At 31.4% G+C, this 23,354-nt stretch carries 18 protein-coding genes and 5 pseudogenes; 19 read left to right on the top strand and 4 right to left on the bottom strand.

Going from position 1 to position 23,354, the window contains the following annotated elements:
* Nucleotide 1 precedes the first annotated feature (1 nt).
* Nucleotides 2–643 (top strand): hypothetical protein, encoded by a 642-nt coding sequence (locus P700755_RS05330; protein WP_015023710.1) that lies wholly within the window; start codon nucleotides 2–4, stop codon nucleotides 641–643.
* A gap of 10 nt (nucleotides 644–653) precedes the next feature.
* Complete coding sequence (locus tag P700755_RS05335; RefSeq protein WP_015023711.1) at nucleotides 654–1,622, top strand: peptidoglycan DD-metalloendopeptidase family protein; 969 nt, start codon at nucleotides 654–656, stop codon at nucleotides 1,620–1,622.
* Between the two features lie 288 nt (nucleotides 1,623–1,910).
* On the opposite strand, the pseudogene P700755_RS05340 reads toward P700755_RS05335, so the two are convergent.
* Nucleotides 1,911–2,225, bottom strand: a pseudogene (locus P700755_RS05340) (transposase); the annotation flags it as partial.
* Between the two features lie 569 nt (nucleotides 2,226–2,794).
* On the opposite strand from P700755_RS05340, the gene P700755_RS05345 reads away from it, so the two are divergent.
* The 6 genes from P700755_RS05345 to P700755_RS05370 all read left to right on the top strand — a co-directional run bounded on the left by P700755_RS05345 (nucleotide 2,795) and on the right by P700755_RS05370 (nucleotide 7,711).
* Entirely contained in the window at nucleotides 2,795–3,706 is a 912-nt protein-coding gene (locus P700755_RS05345) for an ABC-three component system protein (RefSeq protein ID WP_015023712.1), read from the top strand.
* A gap of 3 nt (nucleotides 3,707–3,709) precedes the next feature.
* Nucleotides 3,710–3,961, top strand: a complete 252-nt coding sequence (locus P700755_RS05350; protein ID WP_041758153.1) for an ABC-three component system middle component 8 — start codon at nucleotides 3,710–3,712, stop codon at nucleotides 3,959–3,961.
* Nucleotides 3,951–5,702 (top strand): DUF2326 domain-containing protein, encoded by a 1,752-nt coding sequence (locus tag P700755_RS05355; RefSeq protein ID WP_015023714.1) that lies wholly within the window; start codon nucleotides 3,951–3,953, stop codon nucleotides 5,700–5,702. The genes P700755_RS05350 and P700755_RS05355 overlap by 11 nt, the downstream gene beginning before the upstream one ends.
* Before the next feature lie 111 nt (nucleotides 5,703–5,813).
* Complete coding sequence (locus tag P700755_RS05360) at nucleotides 5,814–6,854, top strand: serine hydrolase domain-containing protein (protein WP_015023715.1); 1,041 nt, start codon at nucleotides 5,814–5,816, stop codon at nucleotides 6,852–6,854.
* Nucleotides 6,855–7,005: 151 nt separating this feature from the next.
* A complete protein-coding gene (locus tag P700755_RS05365) occupies nucleotides 7,006–7,320 on the top strand; it encodes an aminoacyl-tRNA hydrolase (protein WP_015023716.1) in 315 nt (104 codons plus the stop codon).
* Nucleotide 7,321: 1 nt separating this feature from the next.
* The gene (locus tag P700755_RS05370; protein ID WP_015023717.1) at nucleotides 7,322–7,711 is read left to right on the top strand and encodes a hypothetical protein; all 390 of its coding nucleotides are present in this window, start codon (nucleotides 7,322–7,324) and stop codon (nucleotides 7,709–7,711) included.
* Between the two features lie 284 nt (nucleotides 7,712–7,995).
* Here P700755_RS05370 and P700755_RS21200 read toward each other — a convergent pair.
* A pseudogene (locus P700755_RS21200) lies at nucleotides 7,996–8,244 on the bottom strand (IS91 family transposase); the annotation flags it as partial.
* 865 nt (nucleotides 8,245–9,109) lie between these two features.
* Here P700755_RS21200 and P700755_RS05375 point away from each other — a divergent pair.
* The 6 genes from P700755_RS05375 to P700755_RS05400 all read left to right on the top strand — a co-directional run bounded on the left by P700755_RS05375 (nucleotide 9,110) and on the right by P700755_RS05400 (nucleotide 15,997).
* A complete protein-coding gene (locus tag P700755_RS05375; protein WP_015023718.1) occupies nucleotides 9,110–10,549 on the top strand; it encodes a hypothetical protein in 1,440 nt (479 codons plus the stop codon).
* Between the two features lie 11 nt (nucleotides 10,550–10,560).
* Nucleotides 10,561–11,970 carry a WG repeat-containing protein gene (locus P700755_RS05380; protein ID WP_015023719.1) on the top strand — a complete coding sequence of 470 codons (1,410 nt, stop codon included), beginning with the start codon at nucleotides 10,561–10,563 and terminating at the stop codon, nucleotides 11,968–11,970.
* Nucleotides 11,971–12,000: 30 nt separating this feature from the next.
* Nucleotides 12,001–13,488, top strand: a complete 1,488-nt coding sequence (locus P700755_RS18650; protein ID WP_015023720.1) for a leucine-rich repeat domain-containing protein — start codon at nucleotides 12,001–12,003, stop codon at nucleotides 13,486–13,488.
* A gap of 87 nt (nucleotides 13,489–13,575) precedes the next feature.
* On the top strand, nucleotides 13,576–14,862 hold the full coding sequence (locus P700755_RS05390; RefSeq protein ID WP_015023721.1) for a tetratricopeptide repeat protein: 1,287 nt from the start codon (nucleotides 13,576–13,578) through the stop codon (nucleotides 14,860–14,862).
* 514 nt (nucleotides 14,863–15,376) lie between these two features.
* Nucleotides 15,377–15,745 (top strand): hypothetical protein, encoded by a 369-nt coding sequence (locus tag P700755_RS05395; RefSeq protein WP_015023723.1) that lies wholly within the window; start codon nucleotides 15,377–15,379, stop codon nucleotides 15,743–15,745.
* Nucleotides 15,746–15,757: 12 nt separating this feature from the next.
* Nucleotides 15,758–15,997, top strand: a complete 240-nt coding sequence (locus P700755_RS05400; RefSeq protein ID WP_015023724.1) for a hypothetical protein — start codon at nucleotides 15,758–15,760, stop codon at nucleotides 15,995–15,997.
* 317 nt (nucleotides 15,998–16,314) lie between these two features.
* On the opposite strand, the pseudogene P700755_RS21205 reads toward P700755_RS05400, so the two are convergent.
* A pseudogene (locus P700755_RS21205) lies at nucleotides 16,315–16,599 on the bottom strand (IS91 family transposase); the annotation flags it as partial.
* Nucleotides 16,600–17,732: 1,133 nt separating this feature from the next.
* Between P700755_RS21205 and P700755_RS05405 the strand changes: the two are divergent.
* Together P700755_RS05405 and P700755_RS05410 are read left to right on the top strand one after the other, a co-directional pair.
* Complete coding sequence (locus P700755_RS05405) at nucleotides 17,733–18,008, top strand: type II toxin-antitoxin system HigB family toxin (RefSeq protein ID WP_245536006.1); 276 nt, start codon at nucleotides 17,733–17,735, stop codon at nucleotides 18,006–18,008.
* Complete coding sequence (locus tag P700755_RS05410) at nucleotides 17,981–18,559, top strand: helix-turn-helix transcriptional regulator (RefSeq protein ID WP_015023726.1); 579 nt, start codon at nucleotides 17,981–17,983, stop codon at nucleotides 18,557–18,559. Before P700755_RS05405 ends, P700755_RS05410 begins: the two co-directional genes overlap by 28 nt.
* 303 nt (nucleotides 18,560–18,862) lie before the next feature.
* On the opposite strand, the pseudogene P700755_RS21210 reads toward P700755_RS05410, so the two are convergent.
* A pseudogene (locus tag P700755_RS21210) lies at nucleotides 18,863–19,117 on the bottom strand (IS91 family transposase); the annotation flags it as partial.
* Between the two features lie 809 nt (nucleotides 19,118–19,926).
* On the opposite strand from P700755_RS21210, the gene P700755_RS05415 reads away from it, so the two are divergent.
* From P700755_RS05415 to P700755_RS05425, 3 genes and pseudogenes are all read left to right on the top strand, one after another.
* A complete protein-coding gene (locus tag P700755_RS05415; protein WP_015023727.1) occupies nucleotides 19,927–21,033 on the top strand; it encodes a hypothetical protein in 1,107 nt (368 codons plus the stop codon).
* A gap of 230 nt (nucleotides 21,034–21,263) precedes the next feature.
* Nucleotides 21,264–22,313, top strand: a pseudogene (locus tag P700755_RS05420) (serine hydrolase domain-containing protein).
* The gene (locus P700755_RS05425; protein WP_015023728.1) at nucleotides 22,310–23,227 is read left to right on the top strand and encodes a hypothetical protein; all 918 of its coding nucleotides are present in this window, start codon (nucleotides 22,310–22,312) and stop codon (nucleotides 23,225–23,227) included. The pseudogene P700755_RS05420 and the gene P700755_RS05425 overlap by 4 nt, the downstream one beginning before the upstream one ends.
* Nucleotides 23,228–23,354 lie beyond the last annotated feature (127 nt).

The following is a 23,354-nucleotide window of genomic DNA, read 5'->3' on the forward strand; positions in this document are numbered from 1 at the left end:
TATGTTAGAACAAGAACTAAAAAATATCTGGAAAAATTCTTCGAAAACAGCTCAAATAAGTATAGAGACTGATCGATTGGTAAAAGAGTTTGATACAAAGATGACAAACATTCAAAAGAAAATAAGAAAAAGAGATGTCAGAGAGATTTCTGCTTCTGTATTTGGGATACTAATTTTTAGCTTTTTTGCGTATGAAATTCCGTTTCCAATTACCAAGTTTTCTTGTTCCTTATCTATTCTGTGGTTTGTATATGTGATATATAAATTTAGAAAATCAAATCAACAGAATACATCTGAGAATCTATCATTACCGCTTAAACAGCAATTAGCTCATAAAAAACAGCTCATGCAGCACCAACAAAAACTATTAGATTCTGCAGGGTATTGGTATGCTGGTCCTTCGTTTATTACAAACCTTATATTTATTATCGGATTGCAGAATCCTGCTGATTATAATTGGACCAATCAAATAGCAGAAAGCCTACTTCCCCTAACAGTTAACGCAAAAGCAGGCACGATAATCGGCCTAGGAATCTTTTACCTCCTTGTTATTTGGGTCCACAAAATAGCTGCTAAAAGAGACGTACAGCCAATTTTAAAAAACATCGAGGTTATTCAGCAACAACTGAACAACTCAAATTAATACAACTACAATGAAAATATATATATTATTTATACTAACATTTCTACTGGTAAATATCGCGGTAGCACAAAATGAAACTACTATTTCAAAAACCGTAGCTAACGAATTTCAAGAAAAATATAATGCTAAGGACTACGAAGGTGTTTTTACCATGTTCGCTAAAGAGATGAAAGATTTTATGCCACATGATAAAGCACTTGCTTTTTTAAACGGATTACACACTGAGGCTGGTAATATAAAAGAAAGAATATTTATGAAATATCACCAAGCCAATGTTGCGCTTTACAAAACAACTTTTGAACGTGTTGTAGTGGCATTGTTTATTTCTGTTGATGCAAATTCTAAGATTAATGGCTTGATGGTAAAACCCTATGTTACTGAGAAATTACCCGAACTTAAAAGGAATATTTCTAAGTTAATCTTGCCTTTTAATGAGGAGTGGACGGTTTTTTGGGGTGGAGACACCAAAGAACAAAACTACCATGTTGCTTACAAATCTCAAAAGAATGCATTCGATATGATTATTACTAATGCAGCTGGAAAAAGCCATAAAAACGACGGGAAGAACAACGAAGATTATTATGCCTTTGGTAAAGACTTAATTGCTCCTGCAAGCGGCGAAGTTGTGCTGGTTGTAGATGGTGTTAAAGACAACAAACCTGGAGTAACAAACCCTAATTATGTACCTGGTAATACTGTAATTATAAAAACGAGTAACAACGAATATTTGTTCTTTGCACATTTTAAACAACATTCTATAAAAGTGAAACAAGGACAAAAAATCCAACAAGGTGATTTGCTAGGTTTGTGTGGAAATTCGGGTAATACTACAGAGCCACATTTACATTTTCATATTCAGAATGTAGAAGATATGAATATTGCTACTGGAGCAAAAGCATATTTTGAAGAAATTTTAGTTAATGGCGAATTAATAAAGGAACATTCACCTGTTAAATTTGAGAAAGTAAAAAACAAATAAAAACTATTGCCAATAACTAAGCATATGGCTTGCCGATAGGCCAAAGCTATATGATTTGTTGACTGATCCGGTATTTTTAAATAAGGGGGAATTCGATGAGTTGGCAGGAACCTTACAAGAGGAGAAGGTTGTTTTTAGAGTGCTTTGCATCCCTTTTTATTCAGTTGCTTATCTAAATAAGGTACTTTTTAGGGAGATCATGCTTTTTTTGTGTGAGAATCTGCTGTTTTTTATCATTTTCCTTCAGTTTGGGCACTGGTAAGTCAAGGCTCTTTTTAGAACTGTTTTTTAATTTTTGTATTCCAGTTTATCCTTTATAATTTTTTTGTAATCCTTTGGTGGACCACGACTGTCAAAGGTAAAAAGTGTGATTAATGTCTCTTTTTTACAACTCGGACAACAGCGATATAGAGATTTCTCTTGAGCGGCAAAGGTTATTATGTGAGCCAAGTTTTTATCTCTTAATTGCAATTGTAATAGCGGTAACTTCTCTTTTTTCCAACTGCTGCTCAAAAACTTATAATGCCTTATTCGAGTAAAGCCTTTGGAAAGAATATGGAGTTGGAAACGCCGTATAAACTCTTTAGTGGAGAGTGTTAGTGTGGTTTTATTTTTAATGATCTTATAGCAATCATTACTCGACGGACTACTAAGCAAATTTTGCATTTATTTTTACAACATCTCAACGAGGACATAACTTTAAGCTATCCGTTCTTAACGGTTAAATGATTAAAAAAGTTTTTTTTAAAGTCTGTTTTAACTAATTTAGGAGACCAAGGCGTAATTAATCTATGACTAAAAATAACGAAAGCAACTAAAGATCAAGGTATATCGCAAAATTTTAAAAGCACCAACGCTATGCCTTAGAACATCCCACACACTTTACCCTGTGGAACGAGAAACAAGCTTAAGACATATCGGGGCTGCTTTAGCTCATAATTCCTCCAAAATCACAGAAATTTACACTAAAGTTTTAGCGATGAATAACAAAACGATAAAAATATTAGATATTATACAAAAAAGTGTTAATTTAGTTTGCAATATGAAATAACGATTAATAGATATATACCCAATACTAAAGTTTTGAGTATGGTTTATACTGATGTTGTGGTGCATAAAAAAAACTAGAAGAAACATAACAAAAGGTTTAATTTAATACCTTTGGAAACAATATGAAATATCCCTTAGAAAACTTAACAGATACTGAATTTGAAAGCCTTACAGCATTAATATGCAGTGAGATTTTAGGAACAGGAACTGTAGTTTTCTCGGTTGGAAAGGATGGCGGAAAAGATGCAAGATTCAATGGTAAAGCAAATAGTTTCCCTAGTAAATCTGAACCTTGGAATGGTAAAATCATAATTCAAGCAAAACACACCCAGCGACCAGATGCAAGTTGTTCTGATAGTGATTTCCAATCAATTTTAAAAAAAAGCGTAATACCTGCCATAAACAAACTTAAAGACAATAGCGAAATAGATAATTATTTACTTTTTACAAATAGAAAACTCAGTGGAATACAAGATACAAAAATTGAAGATATTTTTGATGAAAAAACTGAAATAGAGAATAGATTAATTGGATTAGAAACAATGGAACTTTGGCTAAAACAATACCCGTTTATTGCAAAAACTTTAAATCTTAATAAACTTCTCCTTCCTCTTAGTTTTGATGAAAATGATTTAAAAGAAATAATTAATTCATTTAGTAAAATACATAATAAGAAAGGTGACTTGCCAAAAATCCCAAAAAGGGATATTGAGAAGAAAAATGAATTAAATAATTTAAGTAAAGGGTATTTTGACAATGCCATTAAAAAGAATCTTATTTATTTAGATCAAATTAGAGATTTTCTAATGAATCCAATAAATTCAGAGTATTTGAACCAATATGAAAATACCATTGATGATATAAATGAAGAAATTATCATACATAGAAATGAATTTGATAAGTTCGATTTGATTTTTAACTATTTATACAAATTTATAATTGAAAACAACCTAGAATTAAAAAGCAATCGTAGTTTGGTTCGCCTTTTTCTTCATTATATGTATTACAATTGTGATATTGGTATTAACGAATAATATATGCTAACACCAACAAAACATACTAACATCAAATTTTCCGTCATATATATATCAGGAAAAATATTATTGTTTTTGACAAAAGAAACAATAATTAAATATGACGATTTAAAAGAAATGTTGGTACACGAAATCGGAGTTAAGGCAAAAAATAATGTTGATTTTGCACTAACTCTTTTATATGCAATTGGTAAGGTTGAATATTTAAAAAATATTGATGCTGTAAAACTATTAAGCAACAAGAATGAAAATTAGTAAAATTTATTCTAACAAAAATTTCAAGAACATTGAGTTTAATGATAAATTCAATGCGATTATTGCATTCATAGAAAGTGATAAAAAAGACGACACTCATAATTTAGGCAAAACTTCTTTAATAAGAGTTATTGATTTTTTACTCTTGTCAGGCTTTGACAAAAACACTGATAAATTACTCGGAAATAATATTTTTATTGGTCAAGAATTTTATGGGGAACTAAAATTAAATAGCAGTAAATATTTGATAATAAAACGTTCCATAAACACCCCAACTAAAATATCTTTTAAACTAAATGACTCAAAACTAGATGATTTTAAATTCGATATTGATTGGGATGAAGAACTAACCTTAAAAAAAGCAAAAGCGAGATTAAATGAATACTTAGACTTTAGTATTTTACCAAATTGGGATTACAGGAAATCAATAACCTATTTTTTAAGAAGTCAACAAGACTACTTAGACGTTTTTAAACTAAATAAATTTAAGGGAAAGCATAAAGATTGGAAACCTTTTGTTTTTGATTTACTTGGGTTTAATGGGGAACTGATTTTAGAAAAATTAGAAGTTGAGGAAGAAATAGATGACTTAAAGAAAAAAATACAAACTTTAAGATTAGAAGCACAAATAGACACCTCAGAAAAGGATCGGTTAGAAGGGCTTTTGGAAATTAAAAAAAATGAACTTTCTGAAATTAAAGATCAAATAGATAAATTCAATTTTTTCAAAGAAGACATTCAAACAAACAGTTATCTTGTAGAAGAGATAGACGTAAAACTTCAAGCATTTAATACTGATAGGTATAGAATTTCTTATGAAATCAACAAAATAGAATCATCATTATCTGACATAAATGATGATGTTGATGATAATGCAATTAATAGTTTGTTTAATGAAGTAAATCTGTATTACCCTGAACAATTAAAAAAAGAATATAATGATTTAATCAATTTCCAAAAATCATTAACTATTGAACGTAAAAAATATCTTTCAGAAACTCTAAGTCAGTTAAAAATTGAGTATTCGGATTTAAACTTAAATATTAAAGAAATTGAAAATCAAAAAGGTGATTTATTGTCGTTACTAACTCAAAAAGATAGTTACCATAAGTTCAAAGAATATCAGAAAAAAACAATTGGATTAGAAGTTGATATTGAAAGAATTAAAGATAAACTTAAAGCAATTGATAGTTCTTTAATAATAGAAAATGACATTAAGGAAAAGCGAGAATTAATAAAGGATAATATTTCAAAGTTAAAGGAATCACTATCTGAAAGAAAGCATTCAAGTATTAATAAAATTTTCAATTCAATTATAAAAGAAATAATAGATACTAATGCTCTAATTTCATTGAAATTAAACAATCAAGGAAATGTTGAATTTAACGCTGATTATCAAAATAAAATAGATTTAATTAAAACTTCTGAATCACAAGGAACGACATATAAAAAATTGCTTTGTGTTGCATTTGACTTATCACTGTTAGTTAATTTTTCAGATAGATCATTCTTTAAATTTGTTTACCACGATGGAGTATTGGAAGGGTTGGATGATAGAATTAAAATTAGATATATCAAAATAGTAAAAGACTTCTGTGAAAAATATGACTTGCAATATATTGTGACTTTAATTGATTCTGATTTACCAAAAGATATGCCTGATCTAATTGAAGATAAAGATATTTGTTTAAGGCTCAATGACAAGGATGCTAATGGAAAATTATTTTTAAATAGTTTCTAAAAAAGTAACGCACCACAACACTATATATGAAATCATAGCACCCTACGGGATGCTACTCTTTATACACTAAGCGTTATGAGCAATTTAAAAAACGCATCGTCCTGAAATAGTATGACAAAAAAAAGAACAAAACGAATATTCCAAATAGTTTTACTTACTAGTACTGCTATCTCCTTATTTTACGTACCCTGGATATTAGTCTGGGCTTGGCTATTACCATTACCAAATACAGTTCAAGAACAGTTGGATGAAGGAATTGGTCATGGATTTGATGGAATGATTGTTTACGTGGATCAAGCCGGTAAGCCGCCAGAATTTTATGCCTCAGGCTGGCATGACCGAAAAAATAAAATACCAGCAGACCCGAAAGCATTATTCAAGATTGCCAGTATTACCAAGCTATATATTGCTGTTGCTACTGCAAAATTAGTTAAGGAAGAACGTTTGTCTCTGGATAAAACACTCGCTGATTACTTCCCAGAACTGGTGGGAAGAATTGAAAATGCAGAAAAAATCACGTTGAGAATGATGGTTCAGCACCGAAGCGGTATTCCTAATTTTGTAGACCATCCTAATTATTGGACAAACCCACCAAAAAGCAAACAAGAAACACTTGACTACGCATTGGATTTACCAGCTGACTTTGAACCGGGTGAAGACTATGGCTATTCAAATACGAATTATATGTTGATTGAGGATCTCCTAGATAAAGTACTGGGTTATAGTCGTCACCAATATATTAAGGAGGAAATTTTGATGCCTCTCCAGCTCAAAAATACGTTTGCTTCGCTTCATGACGTAGATATAGACGATGTGATGAGCGGATATTATGTTGGAGTTGAAGACGATCTAAAAACTGAATTTACTGGCTTAATGATCGCTACAGCAGAGGATGTGGGTATATTCTTGCGAGCATTAAACGATGGTTCGGTGTTTAATGAGGGTGAACAGGAAATCTATTCCTCCATTTACGTGTACGAACACACAGGTCTGCTTATTGGCTATCAGAGTATTGCAGAATACCACAAAGAGATTGATACAGTTGTAATTCAATTTAACAATACAACTAACTTTGATGGATATGATTGGAATTTAGCGGAAATCATATATAGTCGTATTGTAAAAATAGTGAGAAGTAAAAAAAGCTCATAACATGGTGTATAATTAATTGCTTGGTTATCGCCTACTTGGAAATCCCTTTGGAATTTCCTCTGGTTCGTTTTCTTTTACTAATTTAGTTGCTAGCCAACGCAACTAACCTTACGCGAAACCGTTAAGAATAATAGAGATAAAAGAGCATCATATGAAAATGTATATCATTATAAAAGATGAAACTCCTGATAAATTAGTTCCTGTAATAACAGCTCACGCTTCATTGGCTTGTTACAAAAAATATGAAACCAATTTGAATATGAAAAAATGGATTAATGGAATATTCAAAAAAGTTGTTTGTTTAGCTAATGAAATTGAATTTAACAAGCTTAAAGATGAACTTGATTTTGTTGTATTGACTGAATCTTCACTTGATAACAATGAGGTTTGCTTAGCATTTTGTCCGAGAGATGAATACTCAAAAAAGTTTAAATTCCTAAAAATGTGGACACCTCAAAATATTTAAAGTGAAAAGTCAAACTTACAATTGGTTAGTGAATAAAGGAAATATTATAATTCAAAAAAACAGAAATTATGTTTCTCTACAAATTAACTATGAGAATGGAGAATATTGCCTTCTAACTAATACAGATACCGATGAAATCATTGAATTGTTAACAAGCATTTCAAAACAGATTTGGGAAAGTCCAAATTATGAAAGAAAACATTACACAAATCAACTTTACAAAACAAATGGTAACAGATATTATTGGGAAATTGAGAATTCAAAACTAGTGTTAAATTATAACGAAATTGAAAATGGTGTAGAAATTAATTATATCGGAAATAGTAAGTTTAAATTAGAGGTAAACTGTTTAGTAGAGATAATACAAATTTTAGAACAACTAAATAAATAGAATAATACTAAAGCTAATAACTAAGTAATCGGCTCGCCGATAAGCCAGAGCTGAATACTGTGTTGACGAATCCGGTTGATTTTTCGTCTATGGGTAAAACGTTAAGTCGTAGGAAGGTTGGTTGTAAGTTTTGCTTTGATTGATGTCGTCAAAACATACATTGCTTATTTGTTTTCTAACATTCTGCGCGGATTTTTAGTAGTTTCAACTTAAAATCTCTGGTTCTTATCGTTTAATTTTAGAGTTAAGGCATGCAGATCCAGTCCACACATGCAGAATAATTTTTAGTTGCTCCCATTCAATTTTCTGTTTTTTAGTAAAACCCACCTATTATCGGGAGGTCCACGATCATTGAACACTAGTATCGTATGTAATCTCCCTTTTTTACTGACAGGACATCGGCGGTTCATAAGGGGTTCTTTTGTTCTGACAGGCTCCCTCTTTACAGTGGCCAATTCAGCTTGTAGTTTTGGCAACTTCTCTTTTTTCCAACTGCTACTCAAAAACCCATAATGCCTTATTCGAGTAATACCAAATTATATTTATAATGCCGTATGAATAAATTGAATTATACTACGGCGTAGCTCAGCACTGGTTTTTTGATTGATTGAAATCAAAAATAACTAGCATAGCCTTAGCTACGGTAATTATTTTTGATGAAAAGCAGGCGAAAAAAGCCTGTGCCGAATTCGTATCGGTGAAACGATTTATTACAACATTATTGGTCTAATTTGGTATAAAGTCTTTGGAAAGAATATGGAGTTGAAAACGCTATATAAACTCTTAAGTAGAGAGTGTTAGTATGGTTTTTTTTAATAATCTTACAACAATCATAAGTCGATAGGCTACTAAGCAAATTTTGCATTTATTTTCACATCATCTCCATTAGGACATAACTTTAAGCTATCCGTTCTTAAGGGTTAAATACCTTTAAAGGATTAAAAAAATAGTTTTTAAAAGTCTGTTTTAAGTAATTTAAGTAACCAAGGCATAATTAATCTGTGACTAAAAATAACGAAAGCAACTAAAGATCAAGGTATATCGCAAAATTTTAAAAGCACCAACGCTAAGCCTTTGTGCATCCCATGCACTTTATGTCATAGCTTTTCCACACCCACTATGGAACAGAGAATATGCTTAAGACATATAAGGACTGCTTTAGGTCATAATAGCTCCAAAGCGGCAGAAATTTATACTAGAGTTTTAGCGATGAATAAAAAAATATTAGATATTATACAAAAAAGTGTTAATTTAGTTTGCAATATTAAATAACACTTAATAGATATATACCCAATACTAAAATTTTGAATAGGGTTTATACGGATGTTGGCATTCATTAAAAAAACAGCCAACTTCTAAAAGTAAATTAACTGGTGTTAAAAAAATAATTAGAATATTATGCAGGAATCAAACAATTACACAGATTTTAAAATTTTAATTTTAAAAATCACTCTAGCTATAGTAATTTCTCTTTCAACTTTTTCAGGGTTTGCACAACAAAATTCAGGTATTGAATTGCTGCGAAATGGACCTATGAGTCAATGGAAATGGGTTGCAACAAATAATCATGAGGATCCTATTGTCTTTGAACTAGAAAAGAGGCTTAACGATTGTGATGGTGTTGAAACAGTTACCATAATAAAAAAAACGATATATAGCTCTTCGAAGAGTGATAGAGGCAATACATATATTGATGATTACGGTTTCAATTGTAGTGTGAGTAGTAAAGGAGATAGAGAATACACAAAAGAGTACACAATTTTATCAAGAAAATTCAAAGAGAAAAAAAGTAACACTTCCTCTTCAAACACCCAAACTAATTCATCAAGTTCTTCAGGAGTACCATCATGCTCCGGTTGTACGCCAGACCAGATTAGACAAATGCAAATTGCTGCTCAAAGTTCACAAAATAACTCATCAGATTCTTATGACTATTCTAGTAATGAGAGTAGTTATTCTTCTAATAGTTCAAACAGCAATAGTGATTACTCCTCTAATTCTACTTCAGAGTCAATTTATCAGAAAAGACAAAGAGAAGACGCTGAAGCAAAAGCTAGACAATCTAGAGCTAGACAAGATGCACAAAGACGAGCTGATGCACAGGTAGCTAGTAATCAAAGAAAAGTTGACCAGATGAATGCAACTTCTGATAATATCATGAACGAAATAAACAAAATAGCAGATCAACGCAATGCACAAATTAGAGCAGAATCTGAAGCTAAAGACGCTGAATATGCTAGAAGAAAGGAAGAAAAAGAAAGAGAAAGTGCCGAAAGAAACGAGAGACTAAGACTTGATAGACTAGAGTATATTAGATTACAGGCAGAGCGTGAAGAAAAAGAAAGAATTAGTAATGCACAATCTAGTTTTTTAGATAATCTATACGATAAAAAAATCCCAGTGGTAGTTGATAGTAAAGAAGTGTTTTTTCTTATTATTTCTAGAAATAATGATGAAAAACAAATATACATCTCTCCTTTTAGCTTATTTGCTAATGGTGAAAATGAACTACCGTATAAAATAGACGTCATAAAAGATTTCAAATCAAAAGTATCTAAACCATATGTGTATGCACAAGGCCCTTACAATTCTTTAGAAGAACAAAAAAATGCTGTAGCTAACTTCCAGTCAAAAGCAAGAAATAACTATGTGTCCTACAGTTTACTAAAGTTTACATATAAACCTAAATTTGAAAGTTCTTCCAATAAAAACGGTGACTTTTGGGGTGAAAAAAAGACTAATAGTACAGAACCTAAAAAGAATGTAGAAACAGAAGACTTTTGGGGTGAAAAAAAGACATCTCAAAAACCAAAACCAAAAAAATCTATTTGGGATTAAATTAACATCTTATGAAAATAAAAATTACACTCTTACTTCTTATAGCTATACCATTTTGTGCATTAGCTCAAAACTCAGAAATATTAGCTAAATCCTACTTTTTAAAAGCTAAAGAATTTTATGGTAACGGTAACAATACCGAAGCATTAACTAACCTTAACACCTGCCTGAAAAATATAAATGGAGAATCAAATGCAAAAATTGAAGCTCTTTATGTAGACATATTTATGGCTAAACAAGAATATGTAAAAGCCCAAGAACATATTTCACAGTACTTTAAAAAAGCAACCGAAGACCATAGTGACTATATGAAAATGGTTTCTTTATTTGCAGAAATCACCGAAAGTGCAAAAAAAGAGAGACTAAAACTATTTAATTCTAATCCAAACATCACATTAGTTGCCAAAGAGGAAAATAATAAATGGGGGTTTATTAATAGGGACGGAAAGTTTATTATAAAGCCTCAATATGATGCAACTATCGATAATATGGAATATGACAGAGCCATTGTAAAGATAGGCTCTAAATATGGGGTTATTAATAGTCAAGATATCAAGGTAATACCCATAATTCACGACACTATAATTAGAGACTCGAACAATTTTATTTATTTGAATTCAAATAAATATTATTTCACTAATAATTTAGGAAAATTAAGACTATCAGATGGCTGTCTCAAATTCACACAACTTGCGGACGATTTTTATCTCTGTCACATTAATAAGGATGATAATAAAGGAGGAACTTTATTACATGTAAATATGAACATTATCATTAAAAATATTAAATCATGTAAAATTTATAAATCATTTGATAATAAGCATCATTACGAAATTAAATTCAAAGACAAAACGATGAATTCATTAATAGATGAGAATGGTAATATTAAAATAGAACCTACAAAAAGGTTCATTAGCTCACCTATAGCTCAAACCTATAAAGCGATGAAAGATATTACTAGCGTAGCCGAAACAAATATATTTATAGTTAAAGATCTAGATGATTCCTATGTAGAGCCCGACAAAATTTATAATGCAAAGACAAAACAAACTATTACATATTTTTATACAGAAAAAGAAAGTAAGCTAAAAGAAATTATTAACACAAAACGAGGATCATTTATACGATGTCAAAAAATATTTAAAAATGGTAAAGTTGGATTCGTGTCGGATAAAGCAATAATTACACCACAATTTAATGAAATAAGTCACTCTTTCGGAAAATATATCTTCGTTACGGGGAATTACGGAAAAGGTTTAGTGGATAGCGAAGGAAATATAGTTATACCATTAAAATATTCCGAAGTTAAATATAGCAGATCTGATAAAAACATAAAAAAATGGTTTGGTGTAAAACAAGGTAAAAATGTAGATGTATACGATACAAACGGTAAATTCCTTTATGAATCCACTTTGGATTAACCAAGTTCAAACCGTTCATAAAAATCAACAATGAAAACAAAAATTACCCTTTTACTCGTTTTAGCTTGCAGCTTAAATGCAATAGCTCAGAGTCCAGAAGCTATGGCAAAATATCATTTTACAGAAGCACAGAATAGTTACGGAAATGGAGATAATAATGCAGCCCTAGATAATTTAAAAACAACCGTAGAATCTTTTGGGAAAACCAACTCTAAAATAGAAGCATTATATACCTATATCTATTATAGTCAAAAAGACTTTATTAATGCTAAGAATCATATGACATTGTATTTTGATATAGCCGCTGAAAACCATAGCGATTATATGAAAATGATTTCGCTATTAACAGAAACAACAAAGAAGGCGATAGAAATTGAACAACTTGCCTTAAAGAAAAAAAATAAAGAAATCGAAAAACAAAAAGACCAACAAAAGGACCAACAAAATTGGAAGGTAGCGCTATCAGAAAAAACAATAGCATCTTTTGAAAATTATCTTCAAAATTCAAAAAACGCATTGTATCGCATTGAAGCTAAAAAATACCTAGAACATAGTGCTATAAAAAATCTAATGCTGCTTCCTGATGGCTATGAAGCTAATGCAATGAATTACTTGACAGTTAAAAATTTTAAGAGTATTAAAACATACTTTAATGTGACTTCTATTGTGATTACAAAAGCACATCCAATCCCTTATTTACCAGAAGAAATTGGCAGTTTGTCTAAATTAGAAGAATTAGATCTAAGTCAGTGCGGTTTTACAACCTTACCCGAAAGTATTGGTAATCTCACAAGCTTAAAAAAACTTAATTTAGTTAGTAATAATTTAACAACATTACCCGAAAGTATTGGAAACCTTACAAGCTTAGAAGAACTCTATTTAGGTAAGAATAATTTAACAACGTTACCTGAAAGTATTGGAAACCTCTCAAGATTAAAAACATTTTTTTCAGGGAGTAATAAATTATCGGTACTTCCCGAAAGTATTGGGAATCTTACAAGCTTAGAAGAACTTTTTTTAAGGGAGACTGATTTAACGACACTACCCGAAAGTATAGGAAATCTTATAAGCTTAGAAAGACTTTATTTAAATGAAAGTAATTTAACGGCTCTTCCCCAAAGCATTGGAAACCTTACAAGCTTAGAAAAACTCAACTTAGATGGGAATAGACTAACAACGTTACCCGAAAGTATTGGAAACCTTACAAGATTAGACCTACTTGACTTACAAGGAAATAAGCTAACAACGTTACCCGAAAGTATTGGGAACCTTACAAGCTTAGATGAATTTATTTTAAATAATAATGCTTTAACTGTACTACCCGAAAGTATTGGGAATCTTATAAAGCTAAGTGCACTTTACTTATTTGGTAATGATTTAACCACGTTACCCGAAAGTATTGGAAGTTTAAAAAATAATTTAACAATCTATATGTTAAAGTCTCAATATACAAGATGTGAAAAATCCATCAAATTAATAAAAAAGAATAATGAAACATTAGAAATAACGCAATATTAATTACTGTTGCTAAAAAATAAAAACACTATAAATAACGACGGCATTGTTGCGTTTATCACTTGAATCCACCAAATTAAAAAACATCTTATGAAAATAAAAATCATTCTATTACTAATTATTGGCTTAAGCTTAAATACAATGGCTCAAAATCCAGAAGCTATGGCAAAATACCATTTTATAGAAGCACAAAATGCTTACGGAAATGGGGATAATAACACAGCAACAACCCATTTGGAAGACTGTATAGAAGCTTTAACTAAAACAAATGCAAAAATTGAGGCGTTGTATACAAATATCTACTTAAGCAAAAAAGAATATCTAAAAGCTAAAAAACATATCACAGTTTATTTTGAAATTGCACAGGAAGATCATAGTGATTATATGAAAATGATTTCGCTATCAACAACAAACGAAAATAACTTCAAAAAAGCAGAGCAAGAAAAAATAGTGGAATTAAAGAGACAAGCTGACATGGGGGTTACAGACTTTAGTAATTACGATGAAATAGCTGACTTTGGTTCGGATAATGACTGGGCAAATAAAATACAATCATCGAGGAATTCTACTTCATTTATTAAAAGCGAATTAGAGAAAGCAAAAAAATACAAGTCAGCTCAAGGCAAAGCACGTTTGGCATTCTTTTATTTAGAAGGTATAGGTATAATCGAAAGCGAGAATTGGAAAGATGATTATACTAAAGCCGAGAATTTATGTTTAGATGGCGTTAATCTCAAACTATCTTTGGCATGTTACATTTATGCCAGAACCAAATATGGAATGGACAGTGGCGAAGAAGCCTATTTCAATTTATTGCAAATAGCAGATGGTAAAATAGATATAGCAGACTACGCTATAGGATACATGTATTTATCAGAATATACTGATGAAGGAACTCCATATAAGCCAACCTTGGGCTTGGAATATTATAAAAAAGGCTTTGGAAAACTCAAAGTAGTTAATAGTGAAGCAGCTTCCCGTATAGCAAGTTCAATTGCAAGTGCTTATAGTAAATATGATAATGAAATTACAAGAGACAAGACCTTACAATTAGAATGGTTGAAAAAATCTTACAATACATTTCCTAATGGGAGAGCAGCATTTAGTATTGCAGATTTTTATCTTTATAATTATAAGAATCCACAATATAATATTTCAAAGAGTGAAATAGGAAAATGGTATCAAAGATCAGCAGACTTAGGTTATCGCCCAGGGATGAGTCAAGTTGCATATGCTTATATGAAAGGATATTTCGGCTATTCTATGAATAAAAACCTTGCAATACAATGGTATAAAAAAGCAGCAAATAAAGGAGATAAATCGGCAATTAAGAGCTTAAAAGAGTTAGGTATAGACTATATCCCCAATAAGGGATAAATTTTCACTAGCTGACTAAATTAAAAAATGGAATTTAGAGTTAATTATTAGAAAAAATAAACTAAGCTCCTCTTTTATCTGCAGTCTAAAATAGTTTTATTATTAAACTGCAGAATGGAAACTACATCTGGCAACAAGAACGAATGGCAACAATGTATAAAAATAATAAGGGCGTTTGTGCTAAACAGAAAGTCAATGAGTTTTAACAAAGTCCACCAAATCGTTGATTTGGCTTTTATAAAGGAACAAATTAAAAACAAAATACAACGATTTGGCTAAGTGCTTAGTCTAAAGAACACTACTTTTAATTCCCGCACTAACCATAGCCGAGACGTTAGCACCAATTATGAAATCGAGCACTTTAATAATATTTCTGCTTTTATTTGGGTTATTTTATTCTTGCAATTAAAAACCTGAAAATAGGAAAGCGGAATTTATTGAAAGTAAATTATTTGGAAATGTAAAAAGTGTCGAAATAAAAACTTTTGAAAATGATACTTTAAAATCAAGAGTATTGGAATTTTATGGAGAAAACGGGATAATTGAAAAAGAAGAAACCCGTTTTGAACCTAATTTATCTTCTGTTGTTAGACTTTACGAATATGACAATAGGAATAGATTAATAAAAGAACAAATTGTAACAGATGGAGATTCCACCTTTTCGAGTAAATATTCATACAATAATCTCGGACTTGAAAAAAAAGAAGAATCTTATTTAAATAAACTTCAAACGGTTACAGAGTTTAAACTTGATAGTTTCGGAAAAACTATTGAAAAGAAATTTGGATATGTGGACACAAATGGATTTAGGAATTGGGAATATGAATATCCTAATGAAAACACAACTCTGACAAAAGAATTTTTTAAAAGTAATTCGCCATAAAAAATAACTGAATTGAAAATTTTCCCTCGAGAAAATAAAAAAGTTAAGACTACGAAATATTCGTTTCCAACATCAGAATCAAAAGAAATTTTCTATCATAATAACTTGGGAAATCTAGTAAAAATGGAAAAGTATTATAATGGAAAATTGACAGAAAGCAAAAGCATTACGTATGAATTAGACTTGAATCAAAATTGGATAAAGTCAGAAAGTGAATTGACAAGAAAAGAAAGAATTATAGAATATTACTAAAAAAATAACAGGTGCTAATAACTAAGCATATGGCTTGCCGATAGGCCAACACTTCGACAGGCTCAGTGGAGTCAGCTATATGATTTATTGACTGATCCGGGATTGCTGGTAAGGAGGGAATTCGATGAGTTAGCAAGACACTTACAATAGGAGAAGGTTATTTTTAGAGTGCTTTGCATCCCTTTTTATTCAGTTGCTTATCTAAATAAGATACCTTTTAGGGAGATCACCTTTTTTTTGTGTGAGAATCTGCTGTTTTTTATCATTTTCCTTCAGTTTGGGTATTAGTATGTCAAAGCTCTTTTTAGAACTGTTTTTTAATTTTTGTATTCTAGTTTATCCTTTATAATTTTTTTGTAATCCTTAGGCGGCCCACGACTGTCATAGTTGAAAAGTGTAATCAAGGTTTGCTTTTTACAACTCGGACAAAAGCGATGTAAGGATTTCTCTTGAATCGCAAAGGTTACAATGTGTGCCAAGTTTTTATCTCTTAATTGCAATTATAATAGCGGTAACTTCTCTTTTTTCCAACTGCTGCTTAAAAATTTATAATGCCTTATTCGAGTAAAGCCTTTGGGAATAATATGGAGTTGAACCCTTCGTCAAGCTCAGGATAAACTTCTGTGAACCATCGATGAGGTGTCCCCGAAAAAACGAGGCAGGCTGAGAAGTAGGAACCTCCAGTCAAAAGCTACAGGGCGGAGCGTTAAGAAAATGTCCTGAGGACATTTTTAGTGAATGAGCCAGTTGGCGTCGGGCATACGGAGTGAAATGAAATGTTAGCAATAACATTAATTACAGAGATAACCTATTTATTTTCTGTAAAGTCCCGATATCTATCGGGATCATTTAGGTGGCAAAACCTGCCCCGTCTTTTTCGGGGAACTTTACTTGGACTTAGTTACGAAACTTGGGAAACTACTTATGAATGATAGACTTGTTTAAAGCTAACGCATTAGGATTCGCTACAAGTCAAAGGGAAATATTCAATCGAAACAATCGAGAGATAGTCCCTATAGGTATCGGGAGAAGTTATAAGCAGAAGCGGACTCATTCGTAGTAGTGTTGATCCTGATATCTATCCTCTGTTAAATATAGCCAATCGCATAAAGACTTATATGTTAGGATCGTATCAAAAAGTGGAATCAAAATGAAAGCGCTGATTGCTGTGCAGAGAAAAATGCTTGAACTTATTTTTGTGATAGATAAAAACCAGAATCCCTATGAAAATGACTATCATCAAAAAAGGGTACACCACACGAATGCGGAGGTACCCTTGCAGGCTAACTTATAGTTGCCTTCAGATATCAATATTAATTAAATAAATTGAAATATCACTTGGTTATTAACACAGAATCTATCGGGAGTGTAATGGAACTGGAGCAAAGGGATGAGCTAATTTTTATTTACAATTTGCCAACTTGCAAAAGGAAGAGCTTATTTTTGTAAATTAAATTAGAAGAACCCCCGACAAAAACGGTGCAGGCTGAGTGAGGGGAGACTTTCAAGCACGGTGGTGCACTGAGCCTGTCGAATTTTTCTGTGAGAGGCTTGGGGTGAAATTCCCCTTGTCTACTCGACCACATCACGTTGGGCAACATAAAAAACGAAATCTAATAGTTCCACAATATATGAAACTTTTTTACTATCTTTGCAGTAAGTTATTTGAACTTTGAATTTACTAAACAAAAGAAAACTTTTAAAACTTGAGAAAAAGAATCAAGGAAATAAGAAGTTGACTGAAGCTATTGAAAAATTAATCGAAGATATTGAGAATGCGGAATGGAAAAAACCTCTTGAAATAAAAGAAGAAAGACCAGATGCTGACAATGTTCATCCAGAAGGCTTTTACTTTTTTAATATAAATATTCACAGGGCAATGATTTTAATTGTATTTGAGGATTCAGAAGCTTCAATCGTTTGGACAGGAAATCATCAAGAATATGATAAAATATTTAAAGGAAATAAAAACACAATAGAAAAATGGTTGAGAAACCAAAATTTGATTTAATTATGGAAAAATTTTCAATTCAAAATATAGAAAAAATCAACTTCTTAAATAGTGAATTAGAAGTTGAAAAAGCAACGAACTTATTTCTAAAATTAAGAGTTTTAGCTAAAGAAAATGAATCTTATAAAGTTTTGAGAAAACACTTATCAAAATTAATTAAAGATTACGAGGATAAAAATTGGTCAAATAATGAGAATATCACGAGCGAACAAATTGAGGAAAGTGATTTAGCTGAACATATTGTACAAGCAGAAAATAAGTTCTATTTAAAAAGAAAAGAAATCATTCGTGAAAAACTGAAAGAAAGCGGTTTGAATCAAACTGATTTAGCGAAAATTTTAGGACATAGAAAGGGTTATATTTCTGAACTAATTAACGGAATTAGACCATTTTCAAAAGATGACTTAATAATTATAAATCGTCTATTCAAGATTGAACTTGAAAAGTTAATTCCAACTTTTATAAAAGAGGAAAAAGTTATACATATTAGAAAAACTCTGAAATCAATTCCAAAAAGCCGAATAATATTATCGAAAGAGATATTGAATTGAATTGAATTTAGAAAGTTACGTTACCCAATAACTAAGCATATGGCTTGCCGATAGGCCAACGCTATATGATTTGTTGACTGATCCAGTATTTTTAAATAAGGGGGAATTCGATGAGTTGGCAAGAACCTTACAAGAGGAGAAAGTTGTTTTTAGAGTGCTTTGCATCCCTTTTTATTCAGTTACTTATCTAAATAAGGTACTTTTTAGTGAGATCATGCTTTTTTTGTGTGAGAATCTGCTGTTTTTTATCATTTTCCTTTAGTTTGGGCATTACTCTGCTAAGGCTCTTTTTAGAACTGTTTTTTAATTTTTGTATTCTAGTTTATCCTTTATAATTTTTTTGTAATCCTTTGGAGGACCTCGACTGTCAAAAGTAAAAAGTGTGATTAAGGTCTTCTTTTTACACCTCGGACAACAGCGATATAAGGACTTCTCTTGAGTTGCAAAGGTTATTATGTGTGCCAAGTTTTCATCTCTTAATTGCAGTTGTAATAGTGGTAACTTCTCTTTTTTCCAACTGCAACTCAAAAACTTATAATGCCTTATTCGAGTAAAGCCAAATTATATTTATAATGCCGTATGAATAAATTGAATTATACTACGGCGTAGCTCAGCACAGGTTTTTTGATTGATTGAAATCAAAAATAACTAGCATAGCCTTAGCTAAGGTAATTATTTTTGATGAAAAGCAGGCGAAAAAGAAACGATTTATTGCGACATTATTGGTCTAATTTGGTATAAAGCCTTTGGAAAGAATATGGAGTTGAAAACGCCGTATAAAATCTTTAGTGGAGAGTGTTAGTGTGGTTTTTTTAATAATCTTACAGCAATCATCAGTCGACGGATTACTAAGCAAAGTTTGCATTTATTTTTCACAACATCTCGACGAGGTCATAACTTAAGGATATCCGTTCTTAAGGGTTAAATACCTTTAAATGATTAAAAAGTAGTTTTTAAAAGTCTGTTTTAACTAATTTAGGAGACCAAGGCATAATTAATCTATGACTAAAAATAACTAAAGCATCTAAAGTTCAAGGTATATCGCAAAGCTTTAAAAGCAACAAGACTAAGCCTTTGAGGATCCCACACGCTTTACGTCATAGTTTTGCCACACCCCTATGGAACGGGGAACAAGCTTAAGACATATTCAGATCACTTTAGGTCATAATAGCTCTAAAGCGGCAGAAATTTACAGTAGAGTTTTAGCGATGAATACAAAGTCTGTTGGATATTATGTGCGAAAGTGTTAGTTTAGATAAAAATAAAATAACGTCCTAAATAAATATATACCCTATACTGAGGATTTGAATAGGGTTTATACGGATGTTGCCAGCAATTGAAACAAATAACAAAAACCAATCAATATTATGAAAAAGCAAATTTTAACAATTCTATTTGTAATGATAGGATTCTCAGTATTTAGTCAAAATTCAACTTGGCTATTTGACAAAAAAGTAAAAACTGTTAACTTTCTAGGAGATGGTATTGACAAATATGACAGAAAGAATAAGGAATTACTGACAGACCCAACTTCTGAATGTAACTCAATACCTGTTAAAATTGATACCGTTCAGATTAAGAACTCAAACATTACCGAATTTCAATATAAATCAAGGGACTTTTTTACTAAATTTTTCAATACTAAATCCATTCGTATTACAGATGTCAAAATGTACAATCCTATTGAATATACTCTCGACTACAATACTGTTAAGAATATGCCGAGAAATGAATATTTTGTATATTCTGGACAAAGTGCGGATTCACTCGAATTTAAATTTTCATTCGCTAGAAAAACCGAAGTTGATATAGATGAAACACTTAATACTATCACTAGCATTTTAACAACAACAGGACTTGATATGTCTATGGCGACTGAATTCATACCCCTTTTTGATGAATCTAGAATTGAATCACTTGACAGTTTGATATATAAGTATATCATAAAAGACCCGAATGCACTTTTTAGAGTTCAAGTAATTAAAAAGAAGAATACAAAATTTGACCCAAGTGGAGATGATTACAGACTTTACTTCCCATCATTAACTAGTTCAAAAATAAATATTAAAGATACTCAAGTCCTAAAGTTTGCAACACCAATGGCAATTACACAAAAGGAAAAGCCTAGATTCGGTTGGTACAAATTAGGCAAAACATCAAATAATGCTTATAATTTAAAACTTGATAAAGAAAAAAACGGAGAATTACGACTAGGTGTTGAATTTATTGACGGAACAGTAAAAAACACATATTTCAGACCAAAGATGAATGGGGAAAAACGTTATTGGCAAGAAACTATATTGGTAAATACTTTTAGAACTGGGCGAGTTAGAAAACTAGTTTATGTATCCATATTTGCTGAACAAATCTCAACAGATGAAGTTAAGGTAACGAATAAAATAACTACTAACGGAATTGAATCAAAAGTAAGTTATATGTCATATCCTGAAATAAAACTAAAGTATTTGAAATAAAAACTGCTGGCAACAATGGCTATAGTTAATACGGGTTTTGGTGCTCAACCCTAAGTGAAGTGCCTTGAACAAAGTCCGCAAAATTTTCAATTTTGCGTGTCTGTTGAAATAAAGATAAAATTAAAAATTCGGCTAAGTGCTAGTCCGAAAGTTCAGTTCTATGAATTCCCGCACTAACCATAGCCGAGACGTTATGAGCAATTCAATAAAATACATCGCCCTGAAGTAGTATGAAAAAGAAACAAATAAAACGAATTCTCAGAATAGCATTTATTATTGCAAGCATATCTTCTTTGTGGTTCGTACCATGGATTTTGGTAAAGGCTTGGGTTTTACCACTTCCTGATACAGTTCAAGAACAAGTAAATGAGGCAATTACCCATAAATTTGATGGCATGATTGTTTATGTGGAACAAGCAGGGAAACCACCAGAATATTACACAAGTGGCTGGAAAGATAGAAAAAATAAAATACCAGCCGACCCAAAATCATTGTTCAAAATAGCCAGTATTAGCAAGTTATATACCGCTGTAGCAGCTACTAAATTGGTCAAAGAAAAGCGTTTAGCATTTGATAAACCGCTAATAGATTACCTACCCGAATTAAAAGGAAGAATAGAAAATGCCGAAGAAATCACTTTGAAAATGATGGTTCAACATCGGTCTGGGATTCCTAATTTCACAGATAATTCTGCCTACTGGCTAGACGAACAGTGAAAAGGTCAAAATGCCATAGACTTTGCTTTAGATCTGCCTGCCAGCTTTGCCCCAGATGAAGGATATGAATATTCCAACACCAATTATTTATTGCTTCGCAGGATCATGGACGATGTCTTAGGTTACAGCCATAACGATTATATCAAAGAGAAAATATTAGAATCACTAGAACTTAAGAACACGTTCTTTTCAATTACAGAAGTCGATTTAGATGATGTTATGAGTGGGTATTATGTAGGATATGAGGAAGATTTTAAAGCTCGTGAATACGGGATGTTGGCTACAGCAGAAGATGTGGATATATTTTTGCGAGCCTTAAACGATGGTTCGGTATTTAACGAGGAAGAAAAGGAAATCTATCCTTATGAATATAACCATGGAGGTTTGGTAGTTGGCTATCAAAGCATTGCAGAATATCACAAAGATATTGATGCGGTAGTTGTTCAATTTATCAACACCACGGATTTTGAAGGTTTTGACTGGAACCTATCGGAAATCATATATATATACCAGAAACTAACTCTTCCTCAATCGGAGGTATTCCTACTGGTGGCTATCCTTTGAATCCTAATTTTGTTTTTTGGGTATTTAGAGAATTCTCTAAAAACTTTGACTTTCTTAATGCTGCAATTTTTAATGACAAAAACTTATTACTAAAATTAAAAGAAAAAGAGCCAAATATCTCATTATCTGGTCAAGGAAGTAAAAAGATAAATGATGTTCCACACCTTCCTATCATTGAGGACATAAATATTGATGAAGATTCAAGAATTTTTCTAAGTCAAATCGCAAGAGCAAGAATAGCATCATTTATCAAGTATACTGGATATTGCGAGCAAAAAGAATTAATCCCTGTTTTTCCTTCAAACGCTTATGGTAATATTGGAGCACAATTACTAAATAATGTAAATAATCTACTATCAAAACCCGATAGTGCTGATCCTTTCTGGTTGCAAAGAAATAGAGTATTAAAATTATGTCACGAGGAATATTTAGATGATTTACAACTTGATATGATGAGCATTAAAGATATTCTCAAATTCAGAACTAAAATATGGGGAGAACAAGCTAATGCAAGAGAAGAACTATTTAGTTCAATTGGTAAACTAAGCCAAGAAATTGGTCAAGATGAAATCTTTAATAAAAAAGCTACAGAACAAATAAAGGGTTATAAAAAAATTGCAAGTGAGCTTGAACGAGAACGTAAAAATATCAAATATCAAATTAAAACGGATATTGCTGGAGGTTTACTTCGAGCAGGAGGAGTTGGTTTGACTGGAAGGTATTTATCTCAATTTGAATCTCCATTTATTAGTGTTGCAGCAACACTGATTGCTGGAGGTGTCTGGGCATTGGATAAGACGAAAAACTATGTTCCCGAATTAAATAAATTAAAAGACCAAGAGAAAGAATTCAACCGAGGGGCAGAAATGGGAATTCAAAATTTCTATTCTCGAATATCTGATGAAATAAAATAACTGCCCATAACAAAGTACCGTGATAAAAAACAAGTAAAAAGTTATTAATTTCTCACTAAAGTACTTCGATAAGTAGCACAATAGATCAAGCCTAATTTGGCGATGGCGAAGGCTTGTTTCAACAGGG

Source organism: Psychroflexus torquis ATCC 700755, from assembly GCF_000153485.2.
Classification (GTDB): domain Bacteria; phylum Bacteroidota; class Bacteroidia; order Flavobacteriales; family Flavobacteriaceae; genus Psychroflexus; species Psychroflexus torquis.

What these genes read in the sequence shown, in the direction of transcription:
- P700755_RS05330 (WP_015023710.1), top strand. Translation starts at nt 2, where the DNA reads ATGTTAGAACAAGAACTAAAAAATATCTGGAAAAATTCTTCGAAAACA.
- P700755_RS05335 (WP_015023711.1), top strand. Translation starts at nt 654, where the DNA reads ATGAAAATATATATATTATTTATACTAACATTTCTACTGGTAAATATC.
- P700755_RS05345 (WP_015023712.1), top strand. Translation starts at nt 2,795, where the DNA reads ATGAAATATCCCTTAGAAAACTTAACAGATACTGAATTTGAAAGCCTT.
- P700755_RS05350 (WP_041758153.1), top strand. Translation starts at nt 3,710, where the DNA reads ATGCTAACACCAACAAAACATACTAACATCAAATTTTCCGTCATATAT.
- P700755_RS05355 (WP_015023714.1), top strand. Translation starts at nt 3,951, where the DNA reads ATGAAAATTAGTAAAATTTATTCTAACAAAAATTTCAAGAACATTGAG.
- P700755_RS05360 (WP_015023715.1), top strand. Translation starts at nt 5,814, where the DNA reads ATGACAAAAAAAAGAACAAAACGAATATTCCAAATAGTTTTACTTACT.
- P700755_RS05365 (WP_015023716.1), top strand. Translation starts at nt 7,006, where the DNA reads ATGAAAATGTATATCATTATAAAAGATGAAACTCCTGATAAATTAGTT.
- P700755_RS05375 (WP_015023718.1), top strand. Translation starts at nt 9,110, where the DNA reads ATGCAGGAATCAAACAATTACACAGATTTTAAAATTTTAATTTTAAAA.
- P700755_RS05380 (WP_015023719.1), top strand. Translation starts at nt 10,561, where the DNA reads ATGAAAATAAAAATTACACTCTTACTTCTTATAGCTATACCATTTTGT.
- P700755_RS18650 (WP_015023720.1), top strand. Translation starts at nt 12,001, where the DNA reads ATGAAAACAAAAATTACCCTTTTACTCGTTTTAGCTTGCAGCTTAAAT.
- P700755_RS05390 (WP_015023721.1), top strand. Translation starts at nt 13,576, where the DNA reads ATGAAAATAAAAATCATTCTATTACTAATTATTGGCTTAAGCTTAAAT.
- P700755_RS05410 (WP_015023726.1), top strand. Translation starts at nt 17,981, where the DNA reads ATGGTTGAGAAACCAAAATTTGATTTAATTATGGAAAAATTTTCAATT.
- P700755_RS05415 (WP_015023727.1), top strand. Translation starts at nt 19,927, where the DNA reads ATGAAAAAGCAAATTTTAACAATTCTATTTGTAATGATAGGATTCTCA.